The sequence below is a fragment of the Tolypothrix sp. FACHB-123 genome (assembly GCF_014697075.1).
In the GTDB taxonomy this organism is placed as follows: Bacteria; Cyanobacteriota; Cyanobacteriia; order Cyanobacteriales; family Nostocaceae; genus Aulosira.
Genome location: NZ_JACJRE010000019.1, coordinates 83,525 through 96,787, shown reverse-complemented (window position 1 = coordinate 96,787; position 13,263 = coordinate 83,525). Strand labels below are relative to the sequence as shown.

Annotated in this window: 8 protein-coding genes; 5 read left to right on the top strand and 3 right to left on the bottom strand. The window is 40.3% G+C overall.

Features of this window, described 5'->3' with window-relative positions; all coding sequences use genetic code 11:
• Positions 1–53: 53 nt before the first annotated feature.
• The 3 genes from H6G41_RS14765 to H6G41_RS14755 form a co-directional block, all read right to left on the bottom strand.
• A complete protein-coding gene (locus H6G41_RS14765; RefSeq protein ID WP_190746933.1) occupies positions 54–509 on the bottom strand; it encodes a hypothetical protein in 456 nt (151 codons plus the stop codon).
• On the bottom strand, positions 493–819 hold the full coding sequence (locus H6G41_RS14760) for a hypothetical protein (protein ID WP_190746932.1): 327 nt from the start codon (positions 817–819) through the stop codon (positions 493–495). Before H6G41_RS14760 ends, H6G41_RS14765 begins: the two co-directional genes overlap by 17 nt.
• A 71-nt stretch (positions 820–890) precedes the next feature.
• Positions 891–2,987, bottom strand: coding sequence for a hydantoinase/oxoprolinase family protein (locus tag H6G41_RS14755; RefSeq protein ID WP_190746931.1), 2,097 nt, complete (start codon positions 2,985–2,987; stop codon positions 891–893).
• 1,670 nt (positions 2,988–4,657) lie between these two features.
• Between H6G41_RS14755 and H6G41_RS14750 the strand changes: the two genes are divergently transcribed.
• From H6G41_RS14750 to H6G41_RS14730, 5 genes are all read left to right on the top strand, one after another.
• A complete protein-coding gene (locus tag H6G41_RS14750; protein ID WP_190746930.1) occupies positions 4,658–6,703 on the top strand; it encodes a nucleoside-diphosphate sugar epimerase/dehydratase in 2,046 nt (681 codons plus the stop codon).
• A 98-nt stretch (positions 6,704–6,801) separates the two neighbouring features.
• Positions 6,802–7,287, top strand: coding sequence for a hypothetical protein (locus H6G41_RS14745; protein ID WP_190746929.1), 486 nt, complete (start codon positions 6,802–6,804; stop codon positions 7,285–7,287).
• Between the two features lie 66 nt (positions 7,288–7,353).
• A complete protein-coding gene (locus tag H6G41_RS14740) occupies positions 7,354–7,821 on the top strand; it encodes a hypothetical protein (protein ID WP_190746928.1) in 468 nt (155 codons plus the stop codon).
• A gap of 179 nt (positions 7,822–8,000) precedes the next feature.
• The gene (locus H6G41_RS14735; protein ID WP_190746927.1) at positions 8,001–9,866 is read left to right on the top strand and encodes a PQQ-binding-like beta-propeller repeat protein; all 1,866 of its coding nucleotides are present in this window, start codon (positions 8,001–8,003) and stop codon (positions 9,864–9,866) included.
• 331 nt (positions 9,867–10,197) lie between these two features.
• Positions 10,198–13,128 carry an SdrD B-like domain-containing protein gene (locus H6G41_RS14730; protein ID WP_190746926.1) on the top strand — a complete coding sequence of 977 codons (2,931 nt, stop codon included), beginning with the start codon at positions 10,198–10,200 and terminating at the stop codon, positions 13,126–13,128.
• Positions 13,129–13,263 lie beyond the last annotated feature (135 nt).

The window sequence follows — 13,263 nt, the reverse complement described above, 5'->3', positions numbered from 1 at the left end:
TAAATTACATATTTATTTTATGCAAAATTCATTAATTACATTCAGGTGACATTTTAAGATATTTGACGTTTTAAAATTTGCTGTACAGAACCATACATTTCGCCTACTAAACCTTCAAGTTCATGCTCTATATCTTCCCACCGCCCCAATTTACTTGTCCATTTCCCATTTGGTAATTGTCTAGCAGCGTGAGTTGGTTCGCCATCCTCTGTAGCATATATTGCTATCTTTTCAAAACCGACTTCAACCTCAGAATTATCACAAAGTTGATAATTTAAACTTTGATATGCTTGGATAAAAGCTGAAATAGTTAACTCTGCTGTTATACCTTCTACCCAGTAATACATATTATCTGGATCTATTGGACTCCACCAACGGTCATCCTCACCGGCAGCCCAAGCAAAACAATTATATGATGTACTTTGCTTACTAGTTACACAATACTCAGTATGGGATAAGTTAGGAAACTTATTTTCTTTATAACTTTCTAACCTACCATCTGTAGCCATTAGTTTTTCCCCAATCAATCCAAGCTTGAGCCATTTGCTTGATTCTCCCCCGTTGTTCTGGTTTTACAGGATTTGCGCCTGTAATAGCATTTAAAGCCCAAAACCAATGATCTGGCTGGCGTTCAAGTTCCCGCAGAATTAAAGGTACAACAGGTTGTCCCATACCAATGATTCTTTGATAAGCAGGATGCATTGATATTTTAGCGATCGCAGATAGCATTCCTGTTTCCTGTCGCCATTGTTCTGCTAATTCTAAAAATGTAATTTCTAATTCTGCGGTTTCAATAACTGGGTAAATGTAAGGTGGCATTATTTCAGTTGATGAAAAAAATCAAACATTACTAATTTTCTCACAAATACCCATAAATCCTGATAAATTAATCAATTTTTAACCTGTAAAATCAAATGATTGCGTTCAGTCAACTGAGCTATCCAGTTAGGCTCTACAATAATTGTGCTAATTTTCTCCACAATAATCGCCGGGCCATTAATAATATCTTCAGGCTGTAAATCTTCCCGACGATAAACTGGTGTATCATGCCATATATCGCCTGCAAACATCTTCACTATCTCCACCGATTGCGGATATTCATCTAAAGCGCGATCGCGAATTATTAAAGATTCCTCTGGTGTATCCATTTTCTGAATTAATTCTACAGAAACAGACTCAACAATTAAGGGTTTCTCTAATTGCACAAACCCATAACGCGATTTATGCTCGCTCTCAAATTTCGCTTGCATTATCGCTACATCTGTATCAAAATCAATGGTCAAGATTGAGTTAGTTCCTTGATATTTTAAATTAACTTTTTGCACCACCTGATTATTTCCAATATCTCCCTCGCTGAGTTCGGTTCTCGCTTGAATCAGCAAACTCTGCATTAACTGTTGTAATTGAGGAATTAATGCAGCCGTTAAAGGTTGTTCTACTCCTTTTTCTCTGATAGCGCGGACATCAGCTAATCCCATTCCATAAGCTGATAAAACCCCCGCATAAGGATGGAGAAATATCTGCTTCATTCCTAAAGTATCAGCAATTAAACAAGCAACTTGTGCGCCAGCACCACCAAAACAACAAAGTACATATCGGCTGACATCATAACCTCTTTGCAAGCTAATCTTTTTAATTGCATTCGCCATATTCTCAACAGCGATCGCAATAAATCCTGCTGCTACCTGTTCTGGTGTACGATAGTTACCTGTAGCTGTAGCAATTTCTTGAGCTAATTGGCGAAATTTCTCCACCACAATCTCTTGATCAAGAGGTAAATTCCCCGCAACACCAAACACCGCAGGGAAATATTGCGGGTGAATTTTACCTAACATTACATTAGCATCAGTTACCGCTAAAGACCCACCACGGCGATAACAAGCCGGGCCGGGATTTGAACCCGCCGATTCCGGGCCGACGCGATAACTAGAACCGTCAAAAAATAAAATTGAACCGCCCCCAGCCGCGATAGTATTAATTGCTAATACGGGGACTCGCATTCTCGCGCCAGCAATTTCTGAATCTAATTGTCGTTCGTACTCTCCTTGAAAATGAGCAACATCTGTACTCGTTCCACCCATGTCAAAGGTAATAACTAAGTCAAAACCCGCCCTTTTACTAGTTTGTACCGCACCAACAATTCCCCCAGCCGGGCCGCTTAAAATACTATCTTTACCTTGAAATTTCTGTGCCGCAACTAAACCGCCGTCAGATTTCATAAACATTAATTTCACACCAGGTAACTGACTCGCTACTTGGTTGACATAGCGCCGCAAAATCGGCGTCAGATAAGCATCAACAACGGTTGTATCGCCTCGACTGACCAATTTCATCAACGGACTAACTTCATGGGATACTGAAATTTGGGTAAATCCTACTGCTTGGGCGAGTTGCTGAACTTGTTGTTCGTGGTGCGGATAGCGATCGCTATGCATAAACACAATTGCACAACTGCGTATCCCCATGCTGTATAATCTTTCTAGGTCTTGTTTTACCTGGGCAATATTGACTGGAGTTAATTCTTGACCTTCAGCATCATAGCGTTCCTCTACCTCAATCACTTGCTCGTAAAGCATTGTGGGTAAAACTATCTGACGTGCAAAGATATCTGGACGGTTTTGATAACCAATCCGCAACGCATCTTTAAAACCTTTGGTAATCAACAGTGCAACTCTATCGCCTTTTCTTTCTAACAGCGCATTTGTCGCCACCGTTGTCCCCATTTTCACTACTTCTATTGCGGCACTGGGGATAGATTGATCGCTAGCCAAACCGATAATATCCCGAATCCCTTGAATCGCTGCATCTTGATATTGTTCTGGATTTTCCGAAAGTAACTTGTAGACTATAATCCATTCTCTCTTAGGAAGCGGCACAATCAAAAAACGTTCTCTATGCCTGGATAATCTTTCTACAATCGCTTGATTGTTAGTTACAGCTACAATATCTGTAAATGTCCCACCGCGATCGGCAAAAACTTTTAACATCAGTCTGTTTGTTGAATTACTTAAAAGTACAATAGCAATATTGCTTTTAAAACGCGCTTTAGCGTACCTAAAAGTCTCCAAAGTCTTCAGGAACCAATACCTGAGTTTATACGTACTAGAGCTTAGCTACGCAGGCGGAAAACTGATTTTTACCTATACTTTGGCATCACAGTTTATTTCTTTCAGGACTTACGCAAGCAAAATTTATCATTGCGACTGGAACGTAGACACCTGAAAGGCGGCTTCCCGAAGGGTAGTCTAGGGAAGCAATCCCAGAATATCAACCGTCAACCGTCAAACTTTAATCAAAAATATGCTGTTTAATAACATTTTCTTAACCTAAAGCCTCGTAATATGTATTCATTCAAATCGCAGATGTTTGCTCAGTAACCTATCTAAACTGTCTTAATCCTAGTAGTAGTCAGACCTATCCTTCCCTAATCCCAACCCTAATACAGAAAATTGCTTTGCTGTCAAGTCCCTTGAGAGACAGAATATTTGTTCTATCATAGCGATCGCCAGCTATGTATTTTGCTTTATATACAAAAAACCAATCCTTCCACTGGAACCAATCTTATCTAGCAAATAACCTTATATCTGCTAGATGAGAACGGCTAACGCTACGGAAATAGTCGGTGAGTTCCTCTACTTAATGAAATCTATATATATTTGCTGAACATTAGTGGGTTAATTCATAAAATCTATATAAATTTACTGTCTAAGAAGTGCTATAAAACTCAAAGATAACTGTAATATCTCAGATATTGCAGTTTATAAACTGAGATCCAGATTCAGTGAAATCAAGTAATAATAGTCTTATTGAAACTTGTTTCACTAATTTAAGGGTCATCTATTTTGAGGAGGATAGTTAATAGTCAGTCAAATAAAACTGACGAGGGAAGCTAGGTATTGACAGCCTAAATTAAAACAAACTCTTTGGAAATCTCTTGTTTATCAGATAGATTCACAAGGTGAATGATTCTTACATAACTAAACTAGTTGTGCAAGACAGTTTTAGCTCAAATGCATCATGCGATAGATATGCATACCTAATTTGGAAAAATCGCTTTCAGGCTGGAAGTTGCTGATGTTAACACGCAGACTTAAAGCGCCTTACCAGATAACAGTCTGACTACTCACTCAGACTATAAATTAGCTTGCTTAGACGTACTCAGTTAGATAAATTTTTTTGGCTGGCAAAAATCATTGGCTAGATATAGCCTTCGCCAAATTAGGATGCATCGGATAAATCAGTTAAATATATATCCACATCCATGCTCTCATCAAGTCATTCATTTATCAAGAGCACCTGGAACTAGCTTATTGCAAGTATGCATAAGTATATGGTTGCAGGAATATAGGTTTGTCTTTATTCTTTAGCTACATCAGTCAGTAGGGAAGGGAATCTTAACTATTAATTCCTACTGTAGAAAAGTTGCGATCGCAATAATTTTTGCGACGATCTGTTGTCATGAAAATCTTCATATTCTGTTCTTTTTCAGCAGATCGAAATCATACATGTCAGATTTGTTTGATTATAAAATTTTTGTAAAATTTCTGATTCAAAATTCACATAAAAAGAGAAACTTTTTGTATGACAGCTTAAATGAAGCTCAAAGGCTTTAGCCATTTAAAAAAGTACATTATCAGAGCTTAATTGCTTTACTAGCATGAATTACCCACTCTTCAAATTTCATTTAGCGGCTCAAAAATTTAGCAATACTTTTTCTAGAAAACTGCTGAATTTGAGAAATAGAGACTTATTTATTTGTGATTTAATTCTATTTGTATTCACACCATTATTGGCTCTAATTATCCGGTTAGACGGTAATTTTTCCCTCCAGGAATACATGAGAGAGTTGGGAATTGCAACAATATTGTTTTTATCAGTCAAACTAACTTTGTTTTGGAGTCTTGGCTTTTATAAACGCTATTGGCGCTATGCCAGTATCGAAGAACTGATATATATAGGTATGCTAGTTTTGGCTGCGGTAATTATCCAAAACTTGTTGTTTGATGCTTTTTATTATCTACCGTATTTTACCCTAGAAAAACTGCCACACTCGCTACCATTTATTGAGGGATTGCTTTCATTTATATTTATTGGTGGTTTACGATTTAGCGTGCGTGCTGTAGCCAGAGGTAAGCGAAAACCAAAAGCAGTAAAATCAGGCGAACGGGTTTTAGTAGTGGGTGCTGGTTATGCAGGAGTAGCACTAGTTCAAGAAATGCAAAGAAATCCCCAATTAGGTTTTTACCCGGTAGCTTATATTGACGATAATCCAGAAAAATTAAACTTAAAAATTTGTGGAATTCCTGTAGTCGGAGATCGCTGGCAAATACCAGAATTTGTTAAATCTTTGCAAATTCAAAAAGTAGTGATTGCTATGCCTACAGTATCAGGAAAAGTAATTCGAGACATCGTAGATATTTGCCAAGCCACAGGAATTCAAACTAATACTTTACCAGGGGTACACCAAATTCTCAATGGTCGCGTGCGGGTAGATGCTATTCGTGATGTTCGCATTGAAGACTTGTTAAGAAGGGAATGTGTAGAGACGGATATTGAAAAAGTCGCCAGTTTCCTTCAAGGGAAGAAAGTACTAGTGACTGGTGCAGGTGGATCGATTGGGAGCGAACTTTGTCGGCAAATTTTTAAATGCTGTCCTGCGGAAATAATTATGGTAGGACATGGAGAAAATTCTGTTTTCAATATCCAACAAGAATTAGAACAAGTATCTCGACTAATTAAACAAGATAGCAACGGCCGACAACGCACCCCATATATTTCTGCATTCATTGCTGACATTCGCTTTCAGTCGCGATTAGAAGAGGCCTTTAAGCAATTCCAACCAGATGTAATTTTTCACGCAGCTGCACATAAACACGTCCCCTTAATGGAAATAAATGCAGCAGAAGCAATCACGAATAATGTACTGGGAACCAAAAACTTGCTAGAACTGGCCAAGCAATATGATGTAGAAAATTTCATCATGATTTCTACAGATAAAGCAGTTAACCCAACTAACATTATGGGTGCGAGTAAAAGAGTAGCTGAGATGTTGGTACTGCAAGCTGCGAAAGACAACAATAAGGCTTATAACGTCGTGCGTTTTGGCAACGTTTTAGGTAGTCGTGGTAGCGTTGTTCCCACCTTCAAAAAACAAATAGCAGCAGGCGGCCCGGTAACTGTCACCCATCCAGAAATTCGCCGTTATTTTATGACCATACCAGAGGCAGTACAACTCGTATTACAGGCCTCTGTACTCGGTCGTACTGGTGAATTGTTAATGCTCAATATGGGCGAACCTGTAAAAATTGTCGATTTAGCTGAAGAACTCATTCGTCTTTCTGGCTATGAAGTCAATAAAGATATTGAGATTGTGTTTACCGGGTTGAGACCAGGAGAAAAATTATTTGAGGAATTGTTTATTCCTGGAGAAGAATATAAATTAACCCAACACGAAAAGCTATTAGTCGTGAAAAACGCTAGTTTATTTATTCCCCAAAACTTGGAGGTGACTGTCGAAAAATTGCGTAAAGCAGCAGAAATTAACGATGGTAAATCTATAGTATGTCTACTAGAGCAAATAGTTCCCGGTTACAAGCCTAAATCCTTAAGCGATCGCATATTAACCGAAGCTCAAAATACTATTAGCCAATATCCTCAAAATGTCTCACTCAGATTCACATCTCAATCAAAATCACCTGAATAGAGTTAATCACTCTTGTTGAGAAACAACTATGTTCTTGTAAAGGTTATGAACAAACTCCAGAAACATTCTTCACAACTTAATTCAGTGCAACAAACATCATGCTTCAAGACAAAGATTTAGATAATTTCAGTCCCTTAAAACTAGTACAAATTTTCGACCATTGCGTTAAAGGTGTTAAACTTCCGATACCACAGAGTTTGGCTTACTCACACAAAGCTAAACGATTCTTTGCTGTCGAAAAAAACCAAATCATCGCTATTGATTCTCAGCAAGAACGAGATCCTAAACGTTCGACAAAGAACATACCTCCTGGTTTGCTTGAGAAATCCCTGATGAATACTAGCAGTGACGAAGATATTGATGCTAATTGGGGAAGCCATAGTAACAATATATACTTAAATTTTAAGAGAAAATACGATGTTGTCGGTACTAATACTACCGTTAGTGGAAACGGAAACACAATCTTCACATTCATTCCTAATTCTACCGGTTTAAATACTAGTGGTAATGTCATTTCATTTTGGAATGGTACGGCTGCTGGGTTAGATTCTGCTAACAGCATCGATGGTTTCGCTATAGGCTAAACCCCTGAAAAATAAACAAAGCTAGGAACTTGAAGACTACTAAGACAATTGGGTGTTGCAGGGTTGATGAATCAGAAAACAGACAATAATTTGATCAAGATTAAGAGTGCATTTGTGATAAAAGCCAGCAATGATGGCTTGATTCACCAACCTCAACCTCAGGGTGTTATTTACCCAGCAAAAAACAAAAGATTTTTTTTGTTAAGAAAAGGTAAAGACGCTCGGATACAATCGGAAATTACGGATATCGCTCCTTCAGGGGAAATAATAGCCACGAATTTTGCACCAAGAGAAAGTGAGGCCATTACCACCACTGTTGATGATTTCACCAACCGCATACTTATTGGTAGTACCTTATTGAGTGTGGATGGCTCTGACGTAGATCTCAACAATGCGGACAGCAAAGATATTAACGCTGTAGAAATTGACAGCAATAGAGGCCTTTACCTAACTAAATACAGGTTTTTCAACTTTTCTAATGTATTGAAGGAGGTGATGACATCTTCAAAGTTAGCCCTAGCTCATGAGGTTTAAACACAAGCGGTAACTACAGTTCATTTTGGAACGGCTCCGCTAGTGGATTTTCTGGGATTATTGATGGCTGATTTTTCTAGCTAATTAGTTTTCCCTGACTACTTTGCAACCAAGATTTTTACTGACGTATTGATGGCGATCGCCATTTTTTCGATAACCCAGAGATAAAAAGCATCATTATGGCTACTTCTCAATTCACCCTGACTCAAACTTTAGAAAATCCCTTACCTAATAGCACACTGTTTGCCAATACAGTGGCTATTTTGGGGACTCAAGCACTGATTTCCTCAGTTGGTGGTGAGGAAGGTGAGTCTGGTCTAGCAACAGTCTATCTCTTTGACACCCTTACAGGGACAGCGGTACAGAAATATCTCAACCCCTCTGCTAAGAGTGGTGATATGTTTGGTAATTCCATAGCCATCTCTGAGACAACTGTACTGATTAGTGCCCCTCGTCATAACGATAAAGGGGAAGTTTATCTCTACGACAAGCTATCAGGAAAACTTTTACAAACTTTCTCCAAACCCAATGGCTCAGGAGGAGACTACTTTGGTTACTCAGTAGCAATGTCTGGAGACAAAGTGCTGATTGGTACGCCCTATGACGATCGCGGGGCCTCAAACAGTGGCAGAGCTTACTTGTATGACGCCAAAACTGGAGAACTTTTGCACACTTTTGAGCATCCTGAAGCTGATGCTGGAGACTTATTTGGCTTCTCGGTGGCGATATCGGGTAACAAAGTTGTCATTGGTGCTTTCTTAGATGATATTGGTGAAATTGCTGATGCGGGAAGTGTCTTTGTATATGATGCTGATACTGGCAAACTTTTACATACAATACTCAACCCTCAACCGGGTGATGCCGATCTATTTGGTAATGCCGTAGATATTGATGGCGACAAAATCGTAGTTGGTGCTCGCGCTGACGATGTAGGTGCCGTTGATGCTGGTGCAGCTTATCTGTTCGATGCTGTCACAGGGGAGTTGTTAAAAACCTTAGCAAACCCCACTCCAGAGCCAGGTGATAAGTTTGGCGTTTCTGTCGCCATTTCCAAAAATCAAGTATTGATTGGTGCCAGTGGTGACGACACAGGCGCAGCTAACAGTGGAGCAGCTTACCGATTTGATGCCACCACAGGCAAGTTGTTAGAAACTTTTATTAACCCCAGTGCTTATGAAGGCGATCTCTTTGGTAATGCCGTCGATCTTGATGGCGGTAATGCACTGGTAATTGGTGCCTTTGGAGATGACGGTAGTCAACCCAACACAGGTGCAGCTTACGTCTTCGAGAAAGCTAGCGACAAATACTATGTCAGCGCCAATGAAACTGGTACTGTCAGTGGTATCGATTACTCAGATGAAGATATTTTGGTGTATGACAGCAAAGAAGGAACCTGGTCAAAATTCTTTGATGGTTCCGAAGCTGGGTTGGGTGCTAGAGGTGTAGATGTCGATGCTTTCTATGTTGAAGACGATGGCAGCATTTTAATTAGCCTTGACAAGAGTGGTGTTGTATTAGGCGATTTAATTGTGGATAGTTCTGACATTATCCGCTTTAAACCAACAACACCAGGTGATTACAGCACTGGAGCCTACGAATTATTCCTCGATGGTTCCGCAGTAGGATTGGAAGATACCGAAAGAGAAAACATTGATGCCATTACCTTTGCACCAAATGGCGATTTAGTTATCAGCGTCAACGGTAACTTTAATGCAGGTGGGGTGACTGCTAAAGATGAAGACTTACTGAGATTCAATTCCAGTAGTCAAACCTGGGAACTCTATTTTGTTGGTGCGCAAATAGGTCTGGATACTAACATCGATGAAGATGTGGATAGTGCCTGGATTCATAGCTCAGGCAACATTTTACTCAGTAGCAGAAGAGATGCCGTTCTTGGCATAGGTGATACCAGTATCACTGGTACTGGTGCTTCTATCTTTAAAGTCGCTCTCAATAGTGACAACACTATTGGTAGTGTTACTACTTTTTGGGATGCTGCTAGCGCCGGTTTGGAAAGTGGCGTTGATGGCTTCCAGATATTTTAGTAGCGCTGTCTGGTAATTGGTAATTCGTAATTGTTAATTGGCGGTTAATTTCTGATGTAAATTTCTCAACTCCTGAATCCCCAACTTTCCCCAAACAAATTACATAGAAAAAACTTCCCAATTATTAATTACGAATTATCTTTATTTTGCGCTCTTAATTTCCAATTCATAACCAGTACTTTATTCTTGATTCCTCATGCTCAATTTAGTCACCAAAGTGCGATCGCCTCCTCACATAACGAAGTTTAAGTTCGTATTTTCAATTTAAGAAATATCTCAGATCAGCACAGTTAAAAGTTTTCAACGCAAAGTTACATATTAAGTAAAAATTATGGTTAATTTGACATTACGACGCACCATTGATACATCAAGATTTTCGCCCGCTAGTCCCGATCCATCAGGTATCGCTTACGACCCATATACCAATCGGCTAGTGATTGTTGATGGCGAAGTTGAAGAGATGTCAATCTTTCAGGGATCTAACGTCTTTGAACTGGGTATCAATAGTACGCAAACAGCTTGGGATCGCCGATGGAGTACAACATCTTTCTCCGATGAGCCAACTGGTGTAGATATATACTTTAATCCTAATAATCCAAACGATCCGTTGAACGGACGGATGCTGATTTCTGATGACGATCAACGGGAAATTTATATTATTGATCCCATAAATGGAATTTATGGCGATGCTGGTGATAGCCGGGAAATCTTGTCTACGAGAGGTTTTGGTAGTGGCGACCCTGAAGGCGTAGCTTGGGGCCCCAACGGAACGATTTTTGTGCTTGATGGGGTGAACGCAGAAGTATATCAGATAGACAGATTGTCGGGAGAAGTTATCAACCAATTTGATACGGCTAGTTTAGGAATTCGCGATCCGGAGGGTATCGATTATAATCCGCTAACTAATTCCATCTACATCATTGGGGAACCGATAAATACCATCGCCGAAATTAGCACAACTGGAAATTTAATTCGCAATTTGACTATTTCTGCACCAGGTCTACTCAAACCAGCCGGTTTAACAATTGCGCCTACTAGCAATGACCCCAATAGCTTAAGTATATATGTTGCCGATCGCGGTGTTGATAATGACAGCAACCCCAATGAAAATGATGGTAAAATCTTTGAGTTTACCCTACCACCTCCACCCACAGGTGCAGATTTAGAACTCACACAGACAGTTAGTAACCCCACCCCCAAAGCCGGCGATACAGTCACCTTCACCCTAACATTAAGAAACAGAGGCCCAGAAAACGCCACCAGCATCCAAGTTAAAAACTACTTACCGGCGGGATTCACCTTTCAAGGAAACCCCAGTCAAGGTACTTACAACAGCACTACAGGTGTTTGGACTGTAAACGCGCTTAACAGTGATAGTACTGCTACTCTCAGCTTGGTAACAACAGTACAAAACACACCAAGCAATCTCATTACCAACACCGCAGAGGTAATAGCCTCATCTAAAGCTGACCCCGACTCCACACCAAACAACAACAACCCCAACGAAGATGATCAAGCCAGTGCTACTTTTGGGCCACAAGTCATCACCAGGGAAATTAGGATTAATGCTAGTAGTGATGATGCCGAACAAAAAGGAACGAGCGTTGATATAGATAGTTCCGATTTAGAATTGGTCAATGATGGTAGTAATCAAACCGTTGGGTTGCGCTTCAACAACATCATAGTACCCAAAGGTGTGATTATCACCAATGCTTATATTCAATTTAAAGCTGATGAAACTTCTACAGACGCAACTAACCTGTTAATTCAGGGAGAAGCAACTGATAATGCCACCACATTTACCACAGTTAGCAACAATATTTCTAGCCGTAGTAGAACCTCAGCATCTGTAGCATGGAATCCGGCTGACTGGAGTGTTGTCGGTGCAGCAGGTACTAACCAACGCACGAGTAATATTGCTGCGATCGTGCAAGAGATTATCAATCGACCGGGATGGCAAAGTGGTAATTCCATCGCCACAATTATTACGGGTACTGGTAAACGGGTAGCGGAAGCATTCGAGGGCGATGCGCTGGGAGCGCCTCTATTGCGGATCGAATATATCGAACCAACAGCACCTCTGGGTTCAATTGGCGATCGCATTTGGAATGATGCTAATGGTAATGGTATCCAAGATACTGGTGAAAGCGGACTTACGGGTGTTACTGTTAAGCTGCTCTCTGGTAGTAATGTTCTTGGCACACAGGTAACAGGTGCTAATGGTACATACACATTTAGTAATCTTCAAGCGGGTACTTATAAAGTTGAAGTAGTTCAACCTAGTGGATATACACAAACTGGCGATCCTGATACTAATAAAGATAACAGTTCCCAAGTTACTTTAGCAGCAGGGCAAAACAACCTCAACCAGGACTTTGGTTATCAACTTTCCGCAGGTGGTTCAATAGGCGATCGCATTTGGAATGACGCTAACGGCAATGGCGTCCAAGATACTGGTGAAAGCGGGCTGACGGGTGTTACTGTCAAGCTGCTCTCTGGTAGTAATGTTCTTGGCACCCAGACAACAGGTGCTAATGGTACATACACATTTAGTAATCTTCAAGCGGGTACTTACACAGTTGAGGTAGATACTAATACCTTACCTACGGGAGTTAGACAAACTGGCGATCCTGATAGTATTAAAGATAACAAATCCCAAGTTACCTTAACAGCAGGGCAAAACAACCTCACCCAGGACTTTGGTTATCAATTCTCAACAGCCCCAACGGTTATCCAGGTGAGAGTCGCAAATAGTAGCGATGATGCGGAACAAAGTCTTTCTGGAAGCATGAGTTTGACTAGTACGGATTTAGAACTAATTCGTGATGGTAGCAGAGATCAACTTGTAGGTTTGCGTTTTGTCGGCGTAAATATTCCTCAAGGAGCCAACATTACTAATGCTTATATTCAATTTAAGGTTGATGAACTGACTTCAGTCGCAACTAATCTGACAATTCGTGGGCAAGATGCGGATAATGCTGCCACATTTACCACCACCAGGGGTGATATTTCTTCCCGACTCCTCACAGATGCTAATGCTGTCTGGAATTCTGTACCTACCTGGAATACTATGGGTGCCGCAGGTGTCGATCAACGTACTCCGAATCTGGCTGCGGTGATTCAAGAAATTGTCAATCGTCCTGGTTGGAGTAGCGGTAATGCCTTGGCAACAATTATTAGCGGTACTGGGGAACGGGTGGCGGAATCCTTTGATGGTGACCGACTCGGTGCGCCTTTACTCCATGTGGAATTTACTGTGTAATAAGTTTTAAATCTGACTTTTACGCTAAATTTTGCCACTAATGACTTATTTTTTGAAACTGACGTACTTTACTCATCGAGCGTTTTATGAATTTACCAAAATTGGGAGTTTCAGGCTTTGATTAATCAACACTTT